The 24,725-nt window shown below is 68.7% G+C and carries 23 protein-coding genes and 1 pseudogene; 11 read left to right on the forward strand and 13 right to left on the reverse strand.

What is annotated here, in order from left to right; all coding sequences use genetic code 11:
• Window positions 1-82: 82 nt before the first annotated feature.
• Window positions 83-1,620: pseudogene (locus tag C8K36_RS21790) on the forward strand (AMP-binding protein).
• A gap of 3 nt (window positions 1,621-1,623) precedes the next feature.
• On the opposite strand, the gene C8K36_RS21795 reads toward C8K36_RS21790, so the two are convergent.
• Window positions 1,624-1,989: a DUF488 domain-containing protein gene (locus tag C8K36_RS21795; RefSeq protein ID WP_107986881.1), complete on the reverse strand. Its 366-nt coding sequence runs from the start codon at window positions 1,987-1,989 to the stop codon at window positions 1,624-1,626.
• 269 nt (window positions 1,990-2,258) lie between these two features.
• On the opposite strand from C8K36_RS21795, the gene C8K36_RS21800 reads away from it, so the two are divergent.
• Genes C8K36_RS21800 through C8K36_RS21810 form a run of 3 tightly spaced genes read left to right on the forward strand, consistent with a single transcriptional unit; the run spans window position 2,259 to window position 5,136 of the window.
• Window positions 2,259-3,374, forward strand: a complete 1,116-nt coding sequence (locus C8K36_RS21800) for a Re/Si-specific NAD(P)(+) transhydrogenase subunit alpha (protein ID WP_107986883.1) — start codon at window positions 2,259-2,261, stop codon at window positions 3,372-3,374.
• On the forward strand, window positions 3,374-3,706 hold the full coding sequence (locus tag C8K36_RS21805) for an NAD(P) transhydrogenase subunit alpha (RefSeq protein ID WP_107986885.1): 333 nt from the start codon (window positions 3,374-3,376) through the stop codon (window positions 3,704-3,706). The genes C8K36_RS21800 and C8K36_RS21805 overlap by 1 nt, the downstream gene beginning before the upstream one ends.
• A complete protein-coding gene (locus tag C8K36_RS21810; RefSeq protein WP_107986887.1) occupies window positions 3,706-5,136 on the forward strand; it encodes an NAD(P)(+) transhydrogenase (Re/Si-specific) subunit beta in 1,431 nt (476 codons plus the stop codon). The genes C8K36_RS21805 and C8K36_RS21810 overlap by 1 nt, the downstream gene beginning before the upstream one ends.
• Window positions 5,137-5,204: 68 nt before the next feature.
• On the opposite strand, the gene C8K36_RS21815 is transcribed toward C8K36_RS21810, so the two are convergent.
• Genes C8K36_RS21815 through pdhA form a run of 4 tightly spaced genes read right to left on the reverse strand, consistent with a single transcriptional unit; the run spans window position 5,205 to window position 9,605 of the window.
• Window positions 5,205-6,392 (reverse strand): MFS transporter, encoded by a 1,188-nt coding sequence (locus C8K36_RS21815; protein WP_107986889.1) that lies wholly within the window; start codon window positions 6,390-6,392, stop codon window positions 5,205-5,207.
• Between the two features lie 32 nt (window positions 6,393-6,424).
• The gene (locus C8K36_RS21820) at window positions 6,425-7,522 is read right to left on the reverse strand and encodes a dihydrolipoamide acetyltransferase family protein (protein ID WP_107986891.1); all 1,098 of its coding nucleotides are present in this window, start codon (window positions 7,520-7,522) and stop codon (window positions 6,425-6,427) included.
• The gene (locus C8K36_RS21825; protein ID WP_107986893.1) at window positions 7,519-8,511 is read right to left on the reverse strand and encodes an alpha-ketoacid dehydrogenase subunit beta; all 993 of its coding nucleotides are present in this window, start codon (window positions 8,509-8,511) and stop codon (window positions 7,519-7,521) included. Before C8K36_RS21825 ends, C8K36_RS21820 begins: the two co-directional genes overlap by 4 nt.
• A complete protein-coding gene (pdhA, locus tag C8K36_RS21830; RefSeq protein WP_107986895.1) occupies window positions 8,508-9,605 on the reverse strand; it encodes a pyruvate dehydrogenase (acetyl-transferring) E1 component subunit alpha in 1,098 nt (365 codons plus the stop codon). Before pdhA ends, C8K36_RS21825 begins: the two co-directional genes overlap by 4 nt.
• Before the next feature lie 167 nt (window positions 9,606-9,772).
• Between pdhA and C8K36_RS21835 the strand changes: the two genes are divergently transcribed.
• Together C8K36_RS21835 and C8K36_RS21840 are read left to right on the forward strand one after the other, a co-directional pair.
• Window positions 9,773-10,243: an Lrp/AsnC family transcriptional regulator gene (locus C8K36_RS21835; protein ID WP_107986897.1), complete on the forward strand. Its 471-nt coding sequence runs from the start codon at window positions 9,773-9,775 to the stop codon at window positions 10,241-10,243.
• 142 nt (window positions 10,244-10,385) lie between these two features.
• On the forward strand, window positions 10,386-11,414 hold the full coding sequence (locus C8K36_RS21840) for a phosphotransferase family protein (RefSeq protein WP_107986899.1): 1,029 nt from the start codon (window positions 10,386-10,388) through the stop codon (window positions 11,412-11,414).
• Window positions 11,415-11,420: 6 nt separating this feature from the next.
• Here the strand turns inward: C8K36_RS21840 and C8K36_RS21845 are convergent, their stop codons facing one another.
• From C8K36_RS21845 to C8K36_RS21865, 5 genes are all read right to left on the reverse strand, one after another.
• Window positions 11,421-11,879 (reverse strand): acyl-CoA thioesterase, encoded by a 459-nt coding sequence (locus C8K36_RS21845; RefSeq protein ID WP_107986901.1) that lies wholly within the window; start codon window positions 11,877-11,879, stop codon window positions 11,421-11,423.
• Window positions 11,880-11,907: 28 nt separating this feature from the next.
• Window positions 11,908-12,390 (reverse strand): DUF6328 family protein, encoded by a 483-nt coding sequence (locus C8K36_RS21850; RefSeq protein WP_107986903.1) that lies wholly within the window; start codon window positions 12,388-12,390, stop codon window positions 11,908-11,910.
• 9 nt (window positions 12,391-12,399) lie between these two features.
• Window positions 12,400-13,242 carry a shikimate 5-dehydrogenase gene (locus C8K36_RS21855; RefSeq protein WP_107986905.1) on the reverse strand — a complete coding sequence of 281 codons (843 nt, stop codon included), beginning with the start codon at window positions 13,240-13,242 and terminating at the stop codon, window positions 12,400-12,402.
• A gap of 43 nt (window positions 13,243-13,285) precedes the next feature.
• The gene (locus tag C8K36_RS21860; RefSeq protein WP_420910928.1) at window positions 13,286-13,969 is read right to left on the reverse strand and encodes an HNH endonuclease family protein; all 684 of its coding nucleotides are present in this window, start codon (window positions 13,967-13,969) and stop codon (window positions 13,286-13,288) included.
• An 86-nt stretch (window positions 13,970-14,055) separates the two neighbouring features.
• Entirely contained in the window at window positions 14,056-14,373 is a 318-nt protein-coding gene (locus C8K36_RS21865; protein WP_107986909.1) for a hypothetical protein, read from the reverse strand.
• Window positions 14,374-14,459: 86 nt separating this feature from the next.
• Between C8K36_RS21865 and C8K36_RS21870 the strand changes: the two genes are divergently transcribed.
• On the forward strand, window positions 14,460-17,294 hold the full coding sequence (locus C8K36_RS21870) for a DEAD/DEAH box helicase (protein WP_258195542.1): 2,835 nt from the start codon (window positions 14,460-14,462) through the stop codon (window positions 17,292-17,294).
• A complete protein-coding gene (locus C8K36_RS21875) occupies window positions 17,291-18,097 on the forward strand; it encodes an SWIM zinc finger family protein (RefSeq protein ID WP_107986913.1) in 807 nt (268 codons plus the stop codon). Before C8K36_RS21870 ends, C8K36_RS21875 begins: the two co-directional genes overlap by 4 nt.
• A 58-nt stretch (window positions 18,098-18,155) precedes the next feature.
• On the opposite strand, the gene C8K36_RS21880 is transcribed toward C8K36_RS21875, so the two are convergent.
• A complete protein-coding gene (locus tag C8K36_RS21880; protein ID WP_107986915.1) occupies window positions 18,156-18,485 on the reverse strand; it encodes a DUF1330 domain-containing protein in 330 nt (109 codons plus the stop codon).
• Window positions 18,486-18,511: 26 nt separating this feature from the next.
• Window positions 18,512-18,877 carry a nuclear transport factor 2 family protein gene (locus C8K36_RS21885; RefSeq protein WP_107986917.1) on the reverse strand — a complete coding sequence of 122 codons (366 nt, stop codon included), beginning with the start codon at window positions 18,875-18,877 and terminating at the stop codon, window positions 18,512-18,514.
• Window positions 18,878-19,004: 127 nt separating this feature from the next.
• On the opposite strand from C8K36_RS21885, the gene C8K36_RS21890 reads away from it, so the two are divergent.
• Together C8K36_RS21890 and C8K36_RS21895 are read left to right on the forward strand one after the other, a co-directional pair.
• A complete protein-coding gene (locus C8K36_RS21890; RefSeq protein WP_107986919.1) occupies window positions 19,005-19,781 on the forward strand; it encodes a helix-turn-helix domain-containing protein in 777 nt (258 codons plus the stop codon).
• A 70-nt stretch (window positions 19,782-19,851) separates the two neighbouring features.
• A complete protein-coding gene (locus C8K36_RS21895; protein WP_146176525.1) occupies window positions 19,852-21,183 on the forward strand; it encodes an alpha/beta fold hydrolase in 1,332 nt (443 codons plus the stop codon).
• A gap of 145 nt (window positions 21,184-21,328) precedes the next feature.
• On the opposite strand, the gene C8K36_RS21900 is transcribed toward C8K36_RS21895, so the two are convergent.
• Window positions 21,329-23,005, reverse strand: a complete 1,677-nt coding sequence (locus C8K36_RS21900; RefSeq protein WP_107987065.1) for a sulfatase-like hydrolase/transferase — start codon at window positions 23,003-23,005, stop codon at window positions 21,329-21,331.
• Between the two features lie 214 nt (window positions 23,006-23,219).
• On the opposite strand from C8K36_RS21900, the gene C8K36_RS21905 reads away from it, so the two are divergent.
• Complete coding sequence (locus tag C8K36_RS21905; protein WP_107986923.1) at window positions 23,220-24,725, forward strand: CoA-acylating methylmalonate-semialdehyde dehydrogenase; 1,506 nt, start codon at window positions 23,220-23,222, stop codon at window positions 24,723-24,725.

Raw genomic sequence — 24,725 nt, forward strand, 5'->3', positions numbered from 1 at the left:
GAAACGGCCCCGCGGAGAGTGCGAAAGGTGGACCATCGACGCAAATCGATCGTGCGAATCTGCGTTCACATGAGGAGCCGCCGTGTTTCCGGGAAACTTCGTCGCATCCACGCCCGACAAGCCTGCGGTCATCAGGCCGGCGACCGGTGAACAGCTCACGTATCGCCAGCTCGACGAGCGTTCGCTGCGCCTGCCCGGTATCTGCAGTCGGCGGGCCTGCGGCCCGGGGATCACGTGGCCGTCGTCGCCGGGAACGATCTGCGGGTTCTCGAGGTGTACTGGGCGGCGCTGCGATCGGGCCTTTACATCACGGCCGTGAACTGGCATCTCACGCCGGCCGAGGCCGCGTATGTGGTCGACGACTGCGAGGCGTCGGTGCTCGTGGTGTCGGCCGATGCGGCGCAGACGATGCCGACCGCTCGGGACGAACTGCCCAAGGTTCGCCACCGACTCGTGTTCGGCGGACGCCTCGACGGCTACGACGACTACGAGACGGTGCTGGCGCAGCAGTCGGCCGAACCGCTCGAGTCCCAGCCGCGCGGGCAGGACATGCTGTACTCGTCGGGCACCACGGGCCGGCCCAAGGGGATCAAGCCGAAGCTGCCGGACGGGCAGGTGCACGAAACGGTGGACCCGTACACGGCGGTGTTCGCCCCGATGTACGGATTCGACGCCGACACCGTCTACCTGTGCCCGGCGCCGCTGTATCACGCTGCGCCGCTGCGATTCTGCGGCACGATCAACTCGGTCGGCGGGACGGTCATCGTGATGGACCGGTTCGATGCGCAAGAGGCACTCGAGCTGATCCAGCGATACGGAGTCACCCACAGTCAATGGGTGCCCACCATGTTCGTGCGAATGCTCAAGCTGCCCAGAGACGTTCGTGATCGCTACGACGTGTCGAGCATGCGCGTCGCGATCCACGCCGCGGCGCCGTGCCCCGTCGAGGTCAAGCGCGGGATGATCGACTGGTGGGGGCCGGTGATCCGCGAGTACTACGCGTCCACCGAGGGTTCCGGCGCGACGTTCATCGACAGCGCGCAGGCGCTCGCGCATCCGGGGTCCGTCGGCAGGGACGGGGTGCTCGGGATCGTCCACATCTGCGACGACGCGGGCCGTGAACTGCCGGTGGGGGAGATCGGCACCGTTTTCTGGGAGCGCGACGAACTGCCGTTCCAGTACCACAACGACCCGGCCAAGACCGCGGCCGCGCAGCACCCCGACCATCCGACGTGGACGACGAGCGGCGACATCGGATACATCGACGATGAGCGCTTCCTCTATCTCACCGATCGGGCTGCATTCACGATCATCTCCGGCGGCGTCAACATCTATCCGCAGGAATCCGAGAACGTCCTGACGCTGCATCCGAAGGTGTACGACGTCGCGGTCATCGGGGTGCCCGACGACGAGATGGGGGAGCAGGTCAAGGCCGTCGTCCAACTGGCGGACGGTGTGACGGGAAACGCCGACGTGGAACGCGAACTACTCGATTATCTCCGGGAACGGGTGGCGCACTACAAGGCGCCGCGGTCGATCGACTTCGTGGACGAGCTACCGCGCACGCCGACGGGCAAGCTGATCAAGCACTCCCTGCGTGCTCGCTACCTGCCGGTGTGACCGTCACGCGGTCTCCTCGAGGAACTGTCGGAGCACCGCCGCGTGACTGTGTTCGACGTCCTTGGTGGCGGTGAGCAGGACCAGTGGACGGTCCCCGGCGAGGTCCAGGACGCGCTCGACCGCGCTGCGTCCGTCAGTGGATTCCAGCTCTGCGAGATAGCGGGAGCGAAACTCGCCGAACTCTGCTACGTCGTGGCTGTACCAGTGCCGCAGGTCCGATGACGGCGCGAGGTCTTTCGCCCAGTCGTCGTAATGGAACGAATCCTTGCGCAATCCGCGCGGCCACAGTTTGTCCACGAAGACCCGAAAGCCCGCTTCCGCACCCGGGTGGTCGTACACACGTTCGATATCGACAGCTCTCGAGGGCATCTGAATCCTCCGTTTCTTGGGCTGATCCGAACCAAAAGTTACATCGATGTGAATTGGTGAGCTATATCACAAAAAGCGGCTCTTGCAGTGGTATACCTCTGTTCGGACTCGATTCAGACAAGTTCGGCGACTTGCGCGTGTTCCCTTGCTCACGGTAGTTCTGCTTACCATCGTGGACCACTTGCATCGTTCGGGTCATCGTCCGTCGATCGCTCGATAGTTGCCGCCCGTCGCGGCCGGCACACCATCTACCGCAGGAAGTCGAAACATTGGATACATCGAAGAGCGCGGCACAGGTGCGCCCATCGGTCGGCGTCGTTCGGGAGACGAGCGACGGCGAACGACGGGTCGCACTGGTGCCCAAGGTTGTGGCGTCACTGGCCGCCAAGGGAGTCGACGTCGTCGTCGAACCCGGGGCAGGTTTGGGCGCGCTGATTCCGGACGAGCTGTACAAGGAGGCGGGCGCCACCATCGGTGACGCGTGGGCTTGCGACGTCGTCGTCAAGGTCGCGCCGCCGTCCGACGGCGAGATCGGCAAGCTCCGTACGGGGCAGACGCTGATCGGCTTCCTGGCACCTCGCAACGCCGACAACCAGATCGGTGCGCTGACCGCGGCCGGTGTGAGCGCGTTCGCCGTGGAGGCGATCCCGCGTATCTCGCGTGCCCAGGTGATGGATGCGCTGTCGTCGCAGGCGAACGTGGCCGGCTACAAGGCCGTGCTGGTCGCCGCGTCGGAGTCCACCCGCTTCTTCCCGATGCTGACCACCGCGGCCGGCACCGTGAAGCCGGCGACGGTCCTCGTCCTCGGCGTGGGTGTCGCGGGTCTGCAGGCGCTGGCCACGGCGAAGCGTCTCGGTGGCCGCACCACGGGCTACGACGTGCGCCCCGAGGTGGCCGATCAGGTCCGCTCGGTGGGTGCGCAGTGGCTCGACCTCGGCATCGACGCCGCCGGTGAGGGTGGCTACGCCCGCGAGCTGACCGACGCCGAGCGTGCGCAGCAGCAGCAGGCGCTCGAGAACGCCATCAAGGGCTTCGACGTCGTCATCACCACCGCGCTGGTGCCGGGTCGTCCGGCGCCGCGTCTGGTGACCGCCGCGGCCGTCGAGGGCATGAAGCCCGGCAGCGTGATCATCGACCTGGCCGGCGAGACCGGCGGCAACTGCGAGCTCACCGAGCCAGGCCAGACGGCCGTCAAGCACGGTGTGACGATCTGCAGCCCGCTGAACCTCCCGGCGACGATGCCCGAGCACGCCTCGGAGCTGTACTCGAAGAACGTTGCGGCCCTGATCGAGCTGATGCTCGACGAGAGCGGCGCGCTGGCGCCCGACTTCTCGGACGAGATCCTCGCCGGTGCGTGCGTGACCGGATCGAAGGAGAACTCCTGATGTACACCGAACTGTTGGCGAACATCGCGATCCTGGTCCTGGCCGGGTTCGTGGGCTTCGCGGTCATCTCGAAGGTGCCGAACACGCTGCACACGCCGCTGATGTCGGGCACCAACGCCATCCACGGCATCGTGGTGCTCGGCGCGCTGGTCGTCCTCGGCCACCTGCCGTCGGACGCCCCGTGGTCGATCAAGATCATCTTGTTCGTCGCGCTCGTGTTCGGCACGCTGAACGTCGTCGGCGGCTTCGTCGTCACCGACCGCATGCTCGCGATGTTCAAGCCGAAGAAGGACGCTCCCAAGGCGGCCGAGAAGAACGGGGCTGACGTCTGATGAGCTACCTCGTCACGATCCTCTACATCGTCGCGTTCGCGATGTTCATCTACGGTCTCTCGGGCCTGACCGGCCCGAAGACCGCGGTGCGCGGCAACTACATCGCCGCAGTCGGCATGCTCGTCGCGGTCGTCGCGGTTCTGATCGACATCCGCGACACCGACAACTGGCTCCTCATCATCGGCGGTCTGCTCGTCGGTATCGTGCTCGGCGTTCCGCCGGCACTGCGCACCAAGATGACGGCGATGCCGCAGCTGGTCGCGCTGTTCAACGGTGTCGGTGGCGGCACGGTCGCGCTCATCGCGTGGGCCGAGTTCCTCAACTCCGACGGCTTCACCACCGTCGAGACGGTGCCTTCGGTGCCGTTCATCGTCGGCTCGCTGTTCGCCGCGATCATCGGCTCGGTCTCGTTCTGGGGCTCGCTGGTGGCGTTCGCGAAGCTGCAGGAACTGTTCAACAAGAACTTCGAGAAGAAGGTCGTCGCCTCGGCGAAGGCCTTCCAGCTGGCGAACATGATCCTCGCGGTCGTCTCGATCGGCATCGCGATCTACATCGGCATCCAGGCCGACCCGGCCAACGATCCGACGTCGGCGCTCTGGATCGTCGGCCTGCTGGTCGCCGCCGGTGTCATGGGTCTGTTCGTGGTGCTGCCGATCGGCGGCGCCGACATGCCCGTCGTCATCTCGCTGCTCAACGCGCTCACCGGTCTGTCGGCCGCGGCCGCGGGTCTCGCGCTCAACAACCAGGCGATGATCGTCGCCGGCATGATCGTCGGTGCGTCGGGCTCCATCCTGACCAACCTCATGGCCAAGGCCATGAACCGGTCGATCCCCGCGATCATCTTCGGTTCCTTCGGCGGCGGTGAGGCCGGCGGCGCCGGCATGACCGCAGCGGGCGGCACCGTCAAGGCGACGTCCGCGTCGGATGCGGCGATCCAGATGGCGTACGCCAACCAGGTCATCGTCGTCCCCGGCTACGGTCTCGCCGTTGCGCAGGCCCAGCACGCGGTCAAGGAGATGGCGGCCCTGCTCGAGGAGCGTGGCGTCGAGGTCAAGTACGCGATCCATCCGGTCGCCGGCCGCATGCCCGGTCACATGAACGTCCTGCTCGCCGAGGCCGACGTCGCGTACGACGCGATGAAGGAGATGGACGACATCAACGGTGAGTTCTCGCGCACCGATGTCACCGTCGTCATCGGCGCCAACGACGTCACCAACCCGGCCGCGCGCAACGATTCGAGTTCGCCGATCTACGGCATGCCGATCCTCAACGTCGACCAGTCCAAGTCGGTCATCGTGCTCAAGCGCTCGATGTCGTCGGGCTACGCCGGCATCGACAACCCGCTCTTCACCGCGGACGGCACGTCCATGCTGTTCGGCGATGCCAAGAAGATGGTCTCCGAGGTCACCGAGGAGCTCAAGGCCCTGTAGGCCTGCAGTCAGTCAGCTGAAGGGTCCCTTCACGCGCACACAGCGTGTGGAGGGACCCTTTCGCCGTCTCAGCCGACGGTCACCGGGTGCGTCGACGGACGTCCGACGATGCCGGCGAAGCGGGACGCGACCAGGACGCACGCGAGCGGCACCACCATCGCGACCGTCAGCGGCACCAGGTGCGTGAGCCAGCCGATGGTCGCGGGTCCCGCGAGGAACCCGATGTAGCCCATTCCCACCACCCGGGACATGTTGGCGCCGGCCGATCCGGAGTCGAGGTTGCCCGCGGAGGTGAAGATCTGCGGGACACACCCCGACAGCCCGAGCCCGAACAGTGCCCAGCCGAGCAGCGTCGTCGCCAGCCACGGCGACACGACGACCAGCGTCATCCCGGCCGCCGCGATCAGCGTCCCGTAGCGGACCACCGCGACCGGGCCCAGTGCCGAGCTGACCCTGTCCGCGGTGAACCGGCCCACGGTCATCGTCAGCGAGAACGCCCCGAACGCGAGTGCGGCGACGGACTCCGAGACGTCCAGGTGTTCCTTGACCTGCAGCGTGGTCCAGTCGTTGGCGACGCCCTCGGCGAGCATGAGCGCAAAGGCCACCGCGCCCAGCGCGAGCACCCGCGGTGAGTACCGTCCCCGCGGCCGTCGCGCACGGTGTTCCGGACGGGGATGCGCCGAGGGCGGCAGCAATCGGGGCGTGCACACTGCGATGACCACGACGCCCAGCACAGACGCCGCAGCCAGCGTGGTGGCCGGCGACCAGCCCGCCTTGATCGTCACCGCGCCCACGAGTGACCCGGCGACACCGCCGATCGAGAACATGCCGTGGAACGCCGACATGATCGGGCGGTGGTACTGCCGCTCGACGAGGACCGCCTGGGAGTTCATCGCCACGTCGAGCGCGCCGTTGCCGAACCCGAAGATCATCAGGGCCAGGCCCAGTTGCCACGCGGTCGATGCCAGACCCGGGCCGATCGCCGCGACGGACAGGAGCGTGCCACTGAGCGCGACCATGACTCGGCTGCCGAACCGGTCGGACAGCGGCCCCGACAGTTGCATGCCCGCGATCGCCCCGACCGCCAACAGCAGGAGCAACGAACCGAGTGTCGAATGCGCGATGTCGGTCCGAGTCTTGATGGCCGGGATCTGGACCACCCACATCGCGAGCAGGAACCCGTTGATCCCGAAGACACCGAAGATCGCGGCGCGGGAGGCCTGCAGGTTCGACGGCCGCTCGGTTGGAGTACGCACGTACCCCTTTGTACCGAACCCTGCCGGTCCGGTCAGATCAGCGCGAGCAGAGCCGGGACGGGGTCGGTGAGCATCGCACCGAGGTCCGCGAGGAACTTCGATGCCTGCTCGCCGTCGACGAGGCGGTGGTCGACGGTGACGCTCAGCGTCGTCACGTCCCGCGCCACGATCTCGTCGCCGTCCACCCACGGCCGCCGGGCGATCGCACCGAGCGCGAGGATCGCGGCCTCGCCCGGGTTCAGGATCGGCGTGCCGGTGTCGATCCCGTACACCCCGACATTGGTGATGGTGATCGTCCCGCCGGTGAGGTCCTCGGGCGTCGCGCGGCCGGCCCGGGCGGTGTCGCCGAGCGCGCCGATCGCGCGGCACAGGTCCGGCATCGGCAACCGGTCGGCGTCCTTGACGTTGGGGACCAGCAGTCCGCGCTCGGTGGCGGTCGCGATCCCGAGGTTCACATAGTGCTTGGTGACGATCTGCTGCGCGTCCTCGTCCCACGACGAGTTGAGCGTCGGGTGCGCGCGCAACGACGAGAGAAGAGTCTTCGCAACCAGCGTGAGCGGCGTCAGGTGCAGGCCGTCGAACGCGGCGGACGTGCGCAGGCGCCGCAGCAACTCCATCGACTCGGTGACGTCGACGGTGAGGAACTCGGTGACGTGCGGCGCGGTGGTGGCGCTCGCGACCATGGCCGCCGCCGTCTGTCGGCGCACCCCGCGGATCGGGGTGCGGGTCTCGCGGGCGTCGTCCGCGCCGCGGCGAGCGTGGACGGCGCCCGGACGAACGCGCGGCGCACGTGATCCGTTCGACGGCGGCCGTCGGCGCCTGCTGGCCGCGGGCGCGGCGGGGCCGTAGCCGACCAGAACGGGGTCGCGAGCGGGGGCATCGTCACCGGCGGTCTCGACGCGGATGATCGGCGTGCCGACCGGAACCGTCTCCCCGGGTTGCACCAGCACCTCGCGCACCACCCCGGCGAACGGGGACGGCAGCTCGACGAGGGCCTTGGCGGTCTCGACCTCGGCGATGACCGCGTTGAGTTCGACGGTGTCCCCGACGGCGACCGCCCACGACACCAGTTCCGCCTCGGTGAGCCCCTCGCCGAGGTCGGGCAGGCGGAACTCGTCGAGGCGGCTCATGCGAGCACCTCGTCGACGGCGCCGAGCAGACGGTCGGCGTCGGGCACGTGATGCCTCTCGAGCTTCGCCGGAGGATAGGGAATGTCGAAACCGCCGACCCGGCGGACCGGTGCCTCGAGTTGGTAGAAGCACCGCTCGGAGACGCGCGCCGCGATCTCCGCGCCGAGGCCTGCGAACACGGGCGCCTCGTGCGCGACGACGAGGCGTCCCGTCCGCCGCACCGAGTCCTCAACGGTGTCGAAGTCGATGGGGGAGAGCGAGCGCAGGTCGATCACCTCGAGCGACATGCCCTCGCCGTCGGCGATCTCCGCGGCCTGCAGCGCGGTGGGGACCATCGACCCGTACACGACGACGGTGACATCGGTGCCCGGCCTGGCGATCCGGGCTCGGTGCAGCGGCAGATCCGGCGGGGCATCGAGGTCGACGGGGCCGCGATCCCAGTACCGCCGCTTGGGCTCGAGGAACACGACGGGGTCGTCGAGCGCGATCGCCTGCCGGATCATCGTGAACGCGTCCGCCGGGGTGCTCGGGCTGACCACCCGCAGGCCCGCGGTGTGCGCGAAGTACGCCTCCGGGGACTCCGAGTGATGCTCGACCGCGCCGATCCCGCCGCCGTACGGGAGACGAATCGTCAACGGTGCCTTCACATGTCCGCGCGTTCGAAAGTGGATCTTCGCGACCTGCGAGACGATCTGGTCGAACGCGGGATAGACGAAGCCGTCGAACTGGATCTCGCACACCGGCCGGTACCCGCGCAGTGCGAGCCCGAAAGCCGTTCCCACGATCCCGGATTCGGCGAGCGGGGTGTCCATGACGCGGGCCGGCCCGAAGTCCTTCTGCAGCGTGTCGGTGATCCGGAAGACGCCGCCGAGCTTGCCGATGTCCTCGCCCATCAGGATCACCTTGGGGTCGTCCTCGAGGGCGCGGCGCAGGCCGGCGTTGAGGGCGGCACCGAGCGACAGGGTGGTCGGGGCGTTCACGGTGGTCATGACACTGCCTCCTCGCCGGCGGTCAGGGCGTCGAGGTAGGCCCGGTACTCGGCGCGCTCCTCGTCGATCAGCGGATGGTCGGTGGCGTACACGTGGTCGAACAACTCGTCCGGCCCCGGATCGGGCGCCTCCAGCGCTCCTGCCCGGAGCTCGGCCGCGACGTCGTCGGCCCGGGCCTGCACTCGAGCGTCGAAAGCGTCGTCGAACAGGCCCTCGCGTTCGAGGAGCCGCCGCATTCGGTCGATCGGGTCGCGGGCCCGCCACACCTCCGACTCGGCGGCCGTCCGGTACCGGGTCGGATCGTCGGACGTGGTGTGCGGACCCATCCGGTACGTGATGGCCTCGACGAACGAGGGCCCGCCGCCGTCGCGGGCACGACGGGCGGCCTCGCGCGTGACCGCCAGCACGGCGAGCACGTCGTTGCCGTCGACCTGGACCGCCGGCATGCCGTATCCCGCGGCCCGCGCCGCGATCGGGGTGGGACTCTGCAGGCGGACGGGCTCGCTGATGGCCCACTGGTTGTTCTGGCAGAAGAACACGACCGGCGCGGTGAGGCTGGTGGCGAAGCCCAGCGCCTCCGCGAGATCGCCCTGGCTGGTGGCGCCGTCGCCGAAGTACACGACGGTCGCGATCTCCGCGCCCTCCAGATGTGCCCCCAGCGCGTACCCCGTGGCGTGCAGTCCCTGCGAGCCGACCACGATCGCCGGATTGGTCATGTTGACCGTTGACGGATCCCAGCCCGAGAAGGCGCATCCGCGCCACATCCGGGTCATCACCGCCGGCTCGACGCCGCGGCAGTACGCGACCGCGTGCTCGCGGTAGCTGGTGAAGATGTAGTCGTCGGGGTTCAGCGCGTGGACGGAGCCCACCTGCGCGGCCTCCTGGCCCAGTAGCGGGGCCCAGATCCCGAGCTGGCCCTGGCGTTGCAGGGCCGTGGCCTCGGTGTCGATCCGGCGCGCGACCACCATGTCCTCGTACAGCGCGCGCAGTCGTGCGGGGTCCACGTCGGACACGAGCGCGGCATAGTCGGGACGGTGCACGCGCCGGCCGTCGGGTTGGACCAGCTGCACCGGGAGGGCGATCTTGTCGGCCATCGTCGGTCACCTCGTCGCATCGATCCGGGTCCGCCTCGTGAGCGAATGCCCGGATGTGAGTGCTCTACCTCACAGCATCCACCGTCTCGCGTTCTGCGCAAGCGCGGTTGCAACGATTCAGCACAATGCACACCCGCGGGGGCCGGCGGGCGGGCACACTGCGAAATATGAGCACTCTGGACGCCACCGATGCCCGCCTGCTGCTCGAACTGGCACGCAATCTGCGGGCGACCGGTGTGGAACTCGCGCAGCGCCTCGGACTGTCGCGGAACACCGTGCAGGCGAGGCTGTCCCGATGGGAGGGGTCCGGTGCCCTCGGCGGCTTCGACCGGCTCGTGGACCCGCGGGCGCTGGGCTATCCGCTCGCAGCGTTCGTGTCCACCAGGGTGGATCAGCATCAGCTCGACGCGGTGGTGGATGCGCTCGCCGACATCCCCGAGGTGGTCGAGGTGTACGGCATGACGGGGGTGACCGACCTGTCGGTCAAGGTCGTCGCGACCGACGCCGACGACCTGTATCGACTTGCCGGACAGATCCTCAAGATTCCGGGCGTCGAACGCACCAACATGGCGCTCGTCATGCGCGAGTTGGTGGGGCCACGCACCGCGCCGTTGCTCGCGCGTGCGGCGCACCAGTGAGCACTCCGTAATACCCGCGTAGTGCCGCCAGGGCGGCTAGCATCGGCGGACGGGCGCCGGGGGGCGCCGGGTGCGAAGTTGCGTATTGGTCGTTTTCAACCGTCCGAACGAAACGCACGAGACGGCAGGGGAGTGATGCGAAATGGGTGTTGTCGGCCTGAATGAGGACGCCGTTGCGACCTGGATCGCGGGACTCGGCGTCGGTGCGCTCGCGCCGCTGTCGTTCGAGAGAATCGGCGGCGGTCAATCGAATCTCACCTTCGCAGTGCGTGATTCGGGCGGTGGGCGTTGGGTGCTCCGGCGGCCCCCGCTCGGCCGGTTGCTCGCGTCCGCGCACGACGTGGAGCGTGAGTACCGGGTCCTGGCGGCCCTACAGGGGACCGGGGTGCCCGTTCCGAAAATGATCGCTCTGACAACGGATCCGGCGATCACGGATGCGCCGTTGGTCCTGATGAGTTTCGTGGACGGCATCGTGATCGACGACGAGGCGGTCGCCGAACAGCTTTCTCCGGAGCGCCGCCGCGCGATCGGACTGTCGCTGCCGAAGGCGCTGGCGAGTATCCATCGCGTCGACCTCGAACTGGCGGGTCTTTTGGATCTCGCCAGCCGTTCGTCGTACGCGGAACGTCAGCTCAAGCGCTGGTCGGCGCAGTGGGAGCAGTCCAAGACCCACGACCTGCCCGACATCGAGGACCTCGCGGCACGCCTTGCCCGCAACATTCCCGCGCAGACCGAGACGACGCTGGTGCACGGCGACTTCCATCTCAGCAACGTCATCACCTCACCCGACGACGGTCGGGTGGTCGCGGTGCTCGACTGGGAGTTGTGCACACTCGGCGACCCCCTCGCCGATCTCGGCGGTCTGCTCGCATACTGGCCGCAGCGCAGCGACGGCGTCCCGGGGCCGTTCATGGCATCGACCCTCGACGGTTTCCCGACGCGCGACGAACTGGTAGACGCCTACGTGCGCGAGACCAAGCGGGACACTTCGGCGCTCGGCTTCTGGCACGTACTCGCGCTGTGGAAACTCGCGATCATCGCCGAGGGAGTGCTGCGGCGCACCCTCGACGATCCGCGCAACAGGGCCGAACGAGGCGGCCCGACAGCAGAACTCATCGACGCCGTGGTGCGGCGAGCGGTAGCGACCGCGGACGAGGTCGGGTTGACCTGACACGCCCTAGTCATCCGAGACGGCGAGTAGTCTTGCAGCGCTGCGTATCTCGGGGGGAATCGGGACGGGGCTGCGGCTGTCGGGCTCGATGTACACGTGGACGAACCGGCCGGTGGCGGCCAGTTCCAGGAATCCGTCGGGGTCCTCCCGGAAGATCGCCAATGCGTACACGATGCTGGTGAGGTCGAGGCTTTCGACGGACAGGCCCACGTGCAGCTGGTCGGGAAACGACAGTTCGCGCACGAACCGGCACGACGTCTCCGCGACGATCCCGATCGCGGGCAGTTCGCGAATGTCGAGTCCGGTGCTGGCCATGAGCCATCCGTTGACCGCGGTGTCGAAGTACGAGTAGTAGGCGGCATGATCGACGTGCCCGTAGTGGTCGTTGTCCGCCCACCGTGTCGGCACCGGCCACAGCGCGGGGTAGGCCTCGGCGCGGGGTTCGGGCTCGTCTGGAGCTGCCATGAAACCGACGATAGTGCCTGGGAATCGGTCAGCGCAGCTGGTCGTCGCGACGCAGCAGCGCCGGCACGACGAACCACAGAGTTCCGAAGATCAGGGCCGTACAGGCGCCGATGAGCTTGGCGACCCAGCCGCCGACAGCGACCTCCGCGACGATCAGGACGGTGCCGACCATCGTCGCAGCGAGGAAGACCGAGCCCCCGAGCGCACAGCGGTTGGCCTGCCGCAGGATGTCCTCGCGTCGGCGATGCCGGAACAGGATGCGGTGCCAGACGGCCGGGGCGATGAGCAGTGCCGACGACACCGCCGCGCACAGCACCGTCACCAGGTGAAGCGTGCGCACGTAGGTGGACTGCTCCTCGTATGCCTCGGTGAACACGATCGCCAGGAGGAACGCGAAGAGGATCTGCACGCCCGCCTGCTGCACGCGAAGTTCCTGCAGCAACTCGCTGAAGTTCCTGGCGAGGCGCGTGCTCTGCGACTCGTCCGGATCGTGCGGCGGGAGGTCGGCCATCGGCGGTTCCTAGGCTTTCGAGGGAGCCCTCGAGAACTCCGACGCCCGCCGGATCTGCTCGTCCGTGGGGCGGACTCCGGTGTAGAGCGTGAACTGCTCGGCGGCCTGCAGCGCGATCACCTCGGCGCCGGTGACGACCGTCTTGCCGTGCTCGGTGGCGAGGCGGATCAGCGGGGTGTCGGGGGGCATCGCGACCACGTCGAAGACGGCCTCGGCGGCACGAACCGCAGCCTCGGGGAACGGCAAGGCGTTCGATTCGGGGGCGCCGGCCATCCCGATCGGGGTGGCGTTGACGAGCAACTGCGGGTGCGCCGCGCCGAGATCGGGCTGCCACTCGAAACCGTAGGTCTGGGCCAGGGCACGGCCGGATTCGTCGTTGCGGGCGATGACCGTGACGGTACGGAACCCGCTGTCGCGCAGCGCCGCCACGACCGCCTTGGCCATGCCGCCGCTGCCGGCGACCGCCACCGTCATCTCCGGGTTGAGGGCAGCGCGGTGCAGCAGATCCGCGACCGCCTGGTAGTCGGTGTTGTAGGCGTGGAGTTCGCCGTCCTCGTTGACGATCGTGTTCACCGAGTCGATGGCCGACGCCGACGGGTGCACCACGTCGACGTGCTCGATGCACGCCTCCTTGAATGGCATCGACACCCCGCACCCGCGGATGCCGAGCGCGCGGATCCCAGCGATCGCGGCGGGCAAGTCGGTGGTGGTGAACGCCTTGTAGACGAAGTCGAGGCCGAGTTCGTCGTACAGGTAGTTGTGGAAGCGGGTGCCGATGTTGCTGGGTCGGCCCGAGAGCGACATGCACAGTCGGGTGTCCTTGCTGACGGCGTCGGTGATCTCGCGGCTCACCCGTCCACGCTAACCGCCTTCTCGGCCGCGCGTCGGCGACTCGTCATCGGCATGTCTGCGCGACACCGGCGATCGCGTCCCGGTCGGCCGTGGTGATCGGCAGCCCGTAGCGGACCGCGACGCCGAGGTATTTGCCGACGTAGAAGCAGCGGAACGCTGGGTCCGACGGCAGCCAGCCCGACGGTGTGCTGTCCCGTTTCGCCTGGTTTTCCGGACCGCTGACAGCAAGCAGGTTGTATGTCGTGTCGTTCGCGAAGTCTCGGCGCCGCTCGATCGGCCATGCGGAAGCACCCATGTCCCACGCCGCGGCAAGCGGATAGACGTGGTCGATCTGCACCGCGTTCGCATTCTGCTTGCTGAACTCGACTGGGCGGCCCGAGTAGGGATCGGCCAGCGTGCCCGACACCACCACACAGTCGCGGGTGCCGTCGCGGAACGCGACGCGGGTGAGGTCCGTGGCCAGCACGTTGTTGCGGGTGTCGCAGCCGTCGTGGCCGCCCGGGCCCGAATGGTCGTCGGACCACGACGGACCGAACACGCACGCCTGCCCACCCCTGCAGCCGCGCTCGTAGCCGGGGACGTCGGCGCGGGTCGGCACCACCTGCGCGCGGGCGAGCAGGTTTTCGACGGCCGCGCGGGGCGGGCTGCCCGGAGCGGGCTCGTGGACGCCGGGCGCGGTGCCGCACCCGGCCGAAAGCCAGACCAGAGCGATGGTGGCGGTGCCCACCCGAACCCGACCACAAATCACCGCTGCCCCTCCCCGGACGGCTGCCTGTGCCGGTCAGTGTGCCGGACGGCACCGACAGGGGGCGGTCACGAATGTGGGAACTTCGCAGCGTGGATGGATCCGGCGTCGACGCCGTCGTGCCCGATGAGCCACGACCCACCGTTCTGGCGGCACTCGGCGATGGTGCCGAACACGCTCAGCAGGAAACCGATCGCCAGTTCCGGGGAGCGGGTGGTCGCCAGTCGGTGCGATTCGCCCTGTTTCGTGACATCGAGCCAGACGCCGGACTGGCCGTCGAGCCGCATGGCGACGATGTGATCGGCGTCGACGAACGCGACCTTGCGCTGCTGCCAGGGCGTCGAGGGCGAGTACACCTGTTCGAAGACTTGCAGCATGATCGTCATGGACGGAGGCCTCCCTCTGCGCCCAGTATGGGCGCGGTTGTGGGCGGAATCCAGGGATGTCGGTGCGGGCTGGTTGGATGGATCGCATGCTGCACGGGCTCTGGTCGCCGGGGGCGGGCCTCATGCTGTGGCGGGGCCCGGAGTCAGAGCTGCTCGATCTCCCCGAGCCGCTGGCCCGCGTCCTGCGCCGACGTTTCCGACGGCATCACACCGTGCACTTGCCGGCTGCGGTCGGTGTTCGCACCGAGCGGGTCCCGGTTCTCGCGCTCGCGCCGGCCGAGGCGGCCGACGTGCTGCTCGCCGTCCCCGACGAGGCGGCCGACATCTCCGGCGATCTGCGTTACCTCGCGCACGTGGCCCGTGGCGTCGAACAGTGGGCCCGCGCGGGGCGCGTCGTGCCCGAGCTGTATCGGACCGAGGGCCACTGGTGGCCGCGCTGGCGACTGCTCGGTGGCGAGCGTCAGCGCGCGTGGCTGGCAGAGCTGGCGTCCGCGATGCCGCCGGTGCAGCGGTACGAGGGCACGCCCCGCGAGATCCTCGACGACTTCGTCGGCGAGCTGACCGATGCCGTGGTGCGCGACCTGCTCGGCGATCGGGACGCGGAGCACCCGTTGCTGCGGGCACTGCTGCGCGGCGAACCGTTCGGCGACGGCAACCACAAGATGGCCACCGCGCTCGACACGTGGCGTGAGAGCCTCACCGCCGACGAGCCCGAACTGGTGTTGCGCCTACTCGAACCCGAACCCGAACCCGAACCCGAACCCGAGGCCGACGCCGAGGGTGAGGAACCCGAACTGGGTGCCGACGCCCTGTGGCGCCTGCAGGTGTGCCTGCGGGCCGAGGGGGAGGCGCCGTCGCCGATCCGACTGCACCGCACCGAGTCTCGCCTCGTCGAGATCGCTGTCCGCAGGCTGGCCCTCGCGGTCGGCGCCTATCCACGCCTGCGTGACCTGCCCGCGGACCCGGACAGCCTCGATCTGCTGCTGCCGACCGCCGTCGTGACCGACCTGGTGCTGCACGGGGCGCGGGCGTTGGAGCATGCGGGCATTCCGCTGCTGCTGCCGAGGGCGTGGGCTGCGGCATCGCCGTCGCTGCGGGTGCGGGTGTCGTCGCCCCCGGTGCCCGCCGCGGCCGAGGACCGCGCCGTCGGCATGAACGAGATCGTGGGATACGACTGGGAACTCGCGCTCGGCGACATCGTCCTCACCCCTGACGAGCTGATGCGACTCGCGGACACCCAGAGCGATCTGGTCCGGCTGCGCGGGCAGTGGGTGCAGGCGGACGCCACCGTCCTGGCGCAGGCCGCCCGCTATGTGACACAACGAAATTCCGGAGACGACGGGACGCTCGGCGGCCTGCTCGGACAGCTGGCCGAGGCGGAGCGCCCACCCGTTCCGGTCGACGAGGTGTACGCCACCGGTTGGGTCGGCACGCTCCTCGACGGCACCCTCGAGCCCGCCGCGGTGCCGAAACCGCCCGGGCTGCACGCGGACCTGCGGCACTACCAGCAGCGGGGACTGGACTGGCTGGCGTTCATGAGCGAGACCGGGCTGGGCGCCGTGCTGGCCGACGACATGGGCCTGGGCAAGACGGTGCAGCTACTGGCGTTGCTCGCGCACGAGCGCTCCGAGAAGCCGACGCTCCTGGTGTGCCCGATGTCGGTGGTCGGCAACTGGCAGCGCGAGGCCGCCCGGTTCGTGCCCGATCTGCGCGTGCACGTCCACCACGGCGCCGACCGAAGCCGCGGCGAGGACCTGGCCGCTGCGGTCCGCTCGTGCGACCTGTTCATCACCACCTATTCGCTGCTCGCCCGGGACGCCCCGGCGCTGGGTGAGCAGTCGTGGCGGCGGGTGGTGCTCGACGAGGCGCAGCACATCAAGAACTCCGCGACCGCGCAGGCGCGCGCCGCCCGGGCGATCCCGGCGGACCACCGCATCGCCCTCACCGGCACCCCGGTCGAGAACCGGCTCGACGAGCTGCGATCGATCCTGGACTTCGTCAACCGCGGAATGCTGGGCAGCCCACAGGCTTTCCGCGCCCGGTTCGCGGTACCGATCGAGCGGGAGCAGGACGAGGCCGCCGTCACCCGCCTGCGGGCGGTGACGTCGCCGTTCATCCTGCGTCGCGTCAAGACCGATCCCGTCGTGATCTCCGATCTGCCGGAGAAGCAGGAGATGACGGTGCGGGCGAACCTGACCGTCGAGCAGGCGTCGTTGTACCGGGCTGTCGTGGACGACATGCTGAAGAAGATCAAGGACACCGAGGGCATGCAGCGCAAGGGTGCGGTGCTCTCGGCGCTCACCCGGCTCAAGCAGGTGTGCAACCATCCCGCGCATTTCCTCGGCGACGGATCCGGGGTGCTGCGCCGCGGTCGGCACCGGTCCGGCAAGCTCGGCCTGGTCGAGGACATCCTCGACTCGGTGACGGCCGACGGCGAACGGGCGCTGCTGTTCACACAGTTCCGGGAGTTCGGCGACCTCGTGGTGCCCTACCTCGAGGAGCGGTTCGGCACCGACGTACCGTTCCTGCACGGCGGCGTTCCCAAGGCGCGCCGCGACCGGATGGTGGAGCGCTTCCAGAGTGTCGAGGGGCCACCGATCATGCTGCTCTCCCTCAAGGCCGGCGGTACCGGCCTGAACCTGACCGCCGCCAATCATGTGGTGCATCTGGATCGGTGGTGGAACCCGGCGGTCGAGAACCAGGCCACCGATCGCGCCTTCCGAATCGGCCAACGCCGCGACGTCCAGGTCCGCAAACTGGTGTGCGTCGGCACGCTCGAGGAGCGCATCGACGCGATGATCTCGAACAAGCAGGAACTGGCGGATCTCGCGATCGGGACCGGCGAGAAGTGGATCACCGAGATGAGTGCCGACCAACTGCACGAGCTGTTGATCCTCGGCGACGAGGCGGTGGGCGAATGAGCCCGCAGCGCGGTCGCCCGGACTTCAGTAGTTTCGGCAAGCGCCGACCTGTGGTTGGCGGGGTCGAATCAGCTTCCAAGCGTGGCGCGTTCGCGCGCGGCTGGTGGGGGAGGGCGCTGATCGAGGCGCTCGAAAAGGTCGGTGACACCGGCCGTCTCAGCCGCGGCCGCACCTACGCCCGCGGCGGTCAGGTCGTCGCCCTCGACATCGCGGCCGGGCGGGTCACCGGAGAGGTGCAGGGCAGCCAGCTCTCGCCGTTCACCGCCGTGCTCACGTTGCGCACACTCGACGAGGAGCACACCGCCGAACTGGTCGAGACGATCCGCGCGACACCGGGCACCCTCGCCGCCCTCGCCTCCGGCGCGGTGCCGCAGGAACTGGCGCCGATGCTGCTGCCCGACGGGGGACGCGAACTCGACTTCGACTGCACGTGTCCCGATCCCGGGTGGCCGTGTAAGCATGTCGCCGCGGTCGCGTACCTGCTCGCGGAGAAGGTGGACCGCGAACCGCTGACGATGCTGACCGTACGTGGACTCGAACTCGATCGGCTGATGCGGGCCGTCGGCGGCGAGAACGAGGAGGAGTCCGGCCGCGCGGCGGGCGACGACCACTTCGGCGACGATGTGCGGTACGCGCACCTGCCGGAGATCGAGTTCTGCGCGGCCCCGGAGGATCTGGACGCGGCTCTGCTGCGCAAGGTGCTGCGGGCCGGCGTCGACGACGAGTCGGAGGTCGCCGCGGCCCTGCGCGATCTCGACGAGTGCTATCGAGCCCTCGGGAGCGGGTTCCGGCGGAGGAGTTGACGGGATGGCGGCCAACCTGGCGATGCTCGCGCAGTCGGCCGCCGCCCGCGTCTGACGGCTACGACGCCGACGCGATCACCTCCGTGGCGCCGTGCGGGTGCACGACCTCGTCGACGACGATCACGGTGCTGTCCGAGTTCTCGGTTCGAAGCCCCACGATCTGCTGGTAGGCGTCCGATCGGTACCACTCCAGCGCTCGTTCCCGGTCCGGGAACTCGATGACGACGACGTCGCCGACCCAGTCGCCCTCGAGAACGGTCTTCTCCGATCCGTGGACGACGAAGCGGCCGGCGAACGGCGCGAGGGTGGCATCGATCCGTTCGAGATACTCGACGATGTCGGGACCGAAGTCGACGGAGCGTAGGTGGCCGATTGCGAAGGCGGACATGATCTCTCCTTGAGGGGTAGTCGTGGTCAGGCGGTGGGGACCTTGTCGAGGAACCCCAGGACCGTGCGCACCTTGCCGTCGGGATCACGCTCGAGGACGTCGAATCCGATGACGAGGGGGTCGTCGCCGGCGGGGCCGAGCGCCCACGTGAAGCGAGCCTGGTCGTGGTGGGCGTCGATGTCGCCGGCCAGCTCGAATCGCATGCCGTCGAACTGCTGTTGGACCGCCCCGATGAGTGCGGTGAGAGCGGCGTGGCCCTCGGCGCTGCCGATCGGGTCGACGTAACGGCCGTCCGCGGCCCACAGCTCCTCGACGAGGGCGGCGCGCTTGTCGGTGTCGGTCTCGTTCCAGGTGTCGAGGTAGCGCTGGATGACCGCGTCGAAGTCGTTCATGGTGAACCCCTTTGGTGGCCGGCCGCCGGGTGCGGCCTCTGCGAAGAATCCTGCGCCGGGGACCGCCGTCGGTCGATTACCTCAGAGGTAATGGGAGGCGTTCCCCGAACCGCCTAGGGTCGACGACATGACGCGAGCACAGCAACCGGTAGGGGACCAGATCCGGTGGTGGCGCGGGCATCGCCGGATGACACAACTCGACCTGGCCAATCGGGCCGAGGTCTCGACCCGACACGTGAGCTTTCTCGAGACGGGCCGGGCGAAGCCGACCCGGGCGATGCTGCTGCGACTCGGAGAGCACCTCGACATACCGCTTCGTGATCGGAACACGCTGTTGCACGCGGGCGGTTTCGCCCCGGCATTCCCGGAACACACTCTCGGCGACGTGCCGATGGCCGTCGTCTCCGACGCGATCCGGGCGATCCTCGCCGCGCATGCGCCGATGCCGGCGCTGGTCGTCGATCGGCACTGGAACCTCGTGGACGCCAACGACACCGTGGCGCTCCTGACGGCGGGCGCCGCCGATCGACTACTCGAACCGCCCGTCAACGTGCTGCGGCTGAGCCTGCACCCTGACGGCATGGCCCCGCGAATCGCCAACCTCGCCCAGTGGCGGGCACACGTGCTCCATCGACTCGACCGGCAGATCGACGCGACCGGCGACGACGTGCTCCGACTCCTCCGCGCCGAGCTCACCGAGTATCCGGGCGGTGTCGACCCGTCGGACCCGGGTCCGTCGCTCGTCGTGCCGCTTCGGGTACGTGTCGGAGATCGTGAACTGGCATTCCTCAGCACCACGACGGTGTTCGGCACCCCGCTCGACGTTGCGGTGTCCGAACTTGCCATCGAGACGTTCTTCCCCGCGGACGCCGAGACGGCCGAGTTCCTGCCTGTGCGCCGCTGAGGCAGCGACCAGCACCGTTCCGGAGTGCACCTACCCTGGGAACCTGCGATGTCGGGACGAGAGGGATCGCGTGACGGTTCGACGGGCGATGGGGCTGCTCGGCGCTGCGGCGCTGGGTGTCGCCGCGTTGTCCGCGTGCCACGGCTCGGTCGACCGCGACGCCCGCGCCGTCGTGTGGGAGCCGTGCACGGACCTGGCGGCGTACGTCGCCGATCTCGGCGTCGACGAGAGCACGATCGGCCGCCTGCAGTGCGCGTCGCTGGACGTTCCGCTGGACTACGACGATCCCGACGGCGAGACCGTCGAACTCGCACTGAGCCGCGTCGTGGGGACGGACCCGGCGGTGCCGACACTGTTCGTCAACCCGGGCGGGCCGGGGGTCGAGGGGCGCAGCATGGCCGCAAGCGTGGCAGCGGAACTCGGTCTCGGCGGCACCGTCGTCGGGATCGACCTGCGCGGGACGGGCTACTCGACGAGCATGGACTGCGCCGAACCCACAGAGCCGGACGTCCGCGACGACGGCACCCTCACCGAGTACGCCGACGACATCGCCGCAGCGAACCGCGACTGTGTCGACGCCGATCCGTCCTTCGTCGGGAGCCTGACGACGGCGACCGCGGCCCGCGACCTCGACACGGTCCGCCAGGCCCTCGGACTCGACACCATCGACTACCTCGGCGTCTCGTGGGGCACGGTCCTCGGCGCCGAACTGCAGTCCCGGTTCCCGGAGCATCTGCACCGCGTCGTCCTCGACAGCATGGACTACACCGGGACCTCTGCGGTCGACGCGCTGCGGGCGCTCGCGACGGCCGACCCGGACGTCCTGCCGGAGCTGGTGCCCGAACCTCTCGACGTCGGCGGTACCGAGGGTGACGACGGAATCACCCCCGACCAGCCCGACGTGCCGCCCGGCGACGTCCCGGCGCCCGACGACAACGACGCCCCGCTCGACCCCGACACCGTCAACTTCCTGGATCGCTCGTTCGACGCGACGGGCGGCACCGGATACATCTGCAACAGTCTCGAGCCAGTCGGGGACAGCGCTGTCCAGCTCGCGGAGCATCGCGACCTCAACGCCGAAGTGGGGCGGAACCCGCAGCGGCGCATCGAGTTCCCGGCCAGCTCCGACGTTCCTGGCGTCAGTCTGTGCAGCGGATGGTCGCTGCCCGCCGAGCCGACGGCGGTAGCGGACACCGGCACCGAGCTGTTGATCGTCGGTCACCGCGACGAGAACGTCACCCCGTACGTGTGGGCGCTCGACGCCCACGCCGCGATGGGCGGTCGACTCCTCACCATCGAGGACGGAGTCCACGGGTCGACCATTGCGTCGAGTTGCGGCGGGCTCGTAAAGGAGTTTCTCGCCTCCGGCAGGCTCGGGCAGGATACGTGCGATCCGCACTGACCCAGGAGCTGCCATGTCGCGCACGGAAGCCGACGATCTGACGTCCACGATCCTGGACTGTGCGGCCGGCGCGTCGTCGTTCACCGCGACCGCACGCTCCCGCGGCACCGCAGCCACCGCCGCGATGTCGCGCACCCTCGGCGCGCTACGAACTCCCCACCGGAATCGGAGTCAGCCCGCGAGCCGGCGTCGTCCCACACCGCTCCATCACGTCGAACAGCTTGGCGTGCATCCGCACGGCCTGGGCCGGGTCGAACTGGCTGAGGTTCAACGGGTTTGCGCGGTTGTGCATTTCGAGCGGATCGGCCTGTAGGTCGTACATCTCGAACTGCGGTGGAGTGACACCGGCCGGATCGAAGTAGGCCGAGTATTTCCACCGCTGTTCGCGGATGGTGCGCATGTGGTTGGGCTGGGTGACGATGCTCTGCCCGTCGGGGGTGGCGCAGTTCTGGTCGTCGTACGTGAAGTGGACGACGTCCTGCACGGCGGCCGTGGGCGCGGACGGGTTGGCGGACGCGTCGTTGACGACCGGCATCAGGTCGACGCCCTTGAAGTCCCACGCGGCCCGGTCGGGGACGTCGGCGAGAGACGCGAGCGTCGGCATCACATCGATCAGCGTGGCGAGGGCGCCGGTACGAACCGGGCCGGGGAAGAGCACGGGGTTGCTGATCACCATCGGCACCCGCAGGGTCTCCTCGTACGCGTTGAACACCTTCTGGCGCAGGCCACCGTGCGACATGCCCATCTCGCCGTGGTCGGACATCCGGATCACGACCGTCGAATCCCGCATTCCCGGACGGGATTCGAGAGCGTCGAGGACCGCGCCGATGTGCTCGTCGACCACCTTGTGCATGTACGCGTAGAAGTTCACGTAGTTGCGCGCCGCCTCCTGCCCGGGCAGCGGCCCGAGTCCGGCGGCGAGCAGCACCTGCGACTGCACCTGCGCCGTGGGCTTGAAGTTCAGGGCAAGGGACTCGTCGTATGTCGGCGGCAGCTCGATGCCCTGCTCGAAGATGCCGGGCGCATCGGATCCGTAGTTGTCGCAGGTTCCGTTGATCGCGTCCCACGTCTGCGGGTACGCGAGCACGTCGTGCGGGTTGACGAACGAGACGACCAGTGCGAACGGACGGTCGTCGGCGGGATCGAGACCGCGCAGGAAGTCGACGGCCTCGCCCGCGTACCGGCTGTCGAGATCGGCGCAGCCGCCGCCGAAGTGGTCGGGGTTGGTGTCTTGGCCGCCCTCGGGAGGAATCCAGCCCTGGAATCCGTACGCCGCCACATCGGCGCTGGACGGGTCACCGCCGGCGGCGCCTTTGCTCATGTGCCACTTACCGCGGTAGTGGACGTTGTAGCCGGCGGAGTCGAGCAGCTTGGCCATGTTCTGGAGGTCCAGCGGCAGCGTCGGTTCCGTGGGGGAGACCGTCCCGCCCTCGGTCAAGGTTGCGGTGACCCCGTGCTGGGCGGGATAGACACCGGTGAAGAACGTGCTGCGACTGGGGGAGCACATGGCTGCGTTGCAGAATGCGTTGTCGAACGACACTCCGGTGTCGGCCAATCGTTTCCGATTCGGCAGGTTCGCCTCGGCCCAGCCCGCGGGCCAGAACATCGGGGGGCGTTCCTGATCGGTGATCACGACGACGATGTTGGGCCGGTGCGGGAGACTGCCGGGTTCGGCGGCCGGCGCAGACTGCGCCGACGCCGTCGTGTGGGTAGTTGCCCCGGCCATGCCCGCGACGAGCAGGGCGCCGGCGCCACCGAGGAAGCTCCGTCGCGAGAACGGATGGTCGAGGCTGTCGAGAATCGGTTCGCTCAGGGAGTCCATCTGCCGATCTCCGTCCGGGAAGCGATCGCTGAAACCAGGCGTACGGATCGTCATTCTGTCCGATGATTCCGGCCTCTACCTGCGCTTCGGGTAAATGTCGGGATCAAACCCTGGACTTGCGTGGACTTCCAACTATAGGATGAGCGAGAAATAACGGAGTGACGTGCGTCTCCTTCGTGGCTCCGCGGCGACCAGCAAAGGACGGGTTCGGGCAATGAGCGTTCGAGAGCTCTCTCACTTCATCGGAGGCAAGCGAATCCCCGGAGGGTCCGGCAGATTCGCCGACGTCTTCGACCCCAACACCGGGCAGGTGCAGGCCCGTGTTCCGCTCGCCGACCAGGCCGAGACCGAGGCTGTCATCGCGAATGCGGTGGACGCGCAACGTGAGTGGGCGTCGTGGAATCCGCAGCGTCGGGCGCGGGTGCTGATGCGCTTCCTGCAACTGATCCAGGACGAGATGGATCCGCTTGCCCGACTGCTGTCGTCCGAGCACGGCAAGACGATCGCCGACGCGAAGGGTGACATCCAGCGCGGCCTCGAGGTCGTCGAGTTCGCGACCGGCATCCCGCACCTGCTCAAGGGCGAGTACACGGAGTCGGCGGGCAGTGGTATCGACGTCTACTCGATGCGTCAGCCGCTCGGCGTCGTCGCCGGCATCACCCCGTTCAATTTCCCGGCGATGATCCCGCTGTGGAAGGCCGCGCCCGCCCTGGCGTGCGGCAACGCCTTCATCCTCAAGCCGTCCGAGCGGGACCCGTCGGTGCCGTTGCGTCTCGCCGAACTGTTCCTCGAAGCGGGTCTGCCACCGGGAGTGTTCAACGTCGTCAACGGCGACAAGGGTGCCGTCGACGTACTGCTCACCGATCCGCGGGTCAAGGCCGTCGGGTTCGTCGGCTCCACCCCGATCGCGCAGTACATCTACGAGACCGCGGCTGCGCACGGAAAGCGTGCGCAGTGCTTCGGCGGCGCCAAGAATCACGCCATCGTCATGCCCGACGCCGATCTCGACCAGGTCGCCGACGCGCTCGTCGGCGCCGGCTACGGCTCCGCGGGTGAGCGGTGCATGGCCATCTCGGTCGCGGTGCCCGTCGGCGAGGAGACCGCCGACGCGCTCGTCGCGAAGCTCACCGAACGGGTCGAGAAGCTGAAGATCGGTCGCTCGGACGACGAGACCGCCGACTTCGGTCCGCTCGTCGGCGCCGACGCTCTCGCGCGGGTGAACGACTACGTCCGGATCGGTGTCGACGAGGGCGCCGAACTGATCGTCGACGGCCGGGGTTTCACGCTCGAGGGGTACGAGGACGGATTCTTCGCCGGCGCAACGCTGTTCGATCGCGTCACCCCGGACATGCGGATCTACAAGGAGGAGATCTTCGGTCCCGTCCTGCAGGTGGTCCGCGCGCACGACTACGAGGACGCGCTGCGCCTGCCGTCGGAGCACGAGTACGGCAACGGCGTCGCGATCTTCACCAGGGACGGCGACACCGCGCGCGACTTCTGCTCTCGCGTCGAGGTGGGCATGGTCGGCGTCAACGTCCCGATCCCGGTGCCGATCGCGTACCACACGTTCGGCGGCTGGAAGCATTCCGGATTCGGCGACCTCAACCAGCACGGGCCGGACTCGATCCGCTTCTACACCAAGACCAAGACGGTGACGCAGCGCTGGCCGTCGGGCTTCAAGGAGCACGCCGACCACTTCGTCATCCCGACGATGGACTGA

The sequence above is a fragment of the Rhodococcus sp. OK519 genome (genome assembly GCF_003051005.1).
In the GTDB taxonomy this organism is placed as follows: Bacteria; Actinomycetota; Actinomycetes; order Mycobacteriales; family Mycobacteriaceae; genus Prescottella.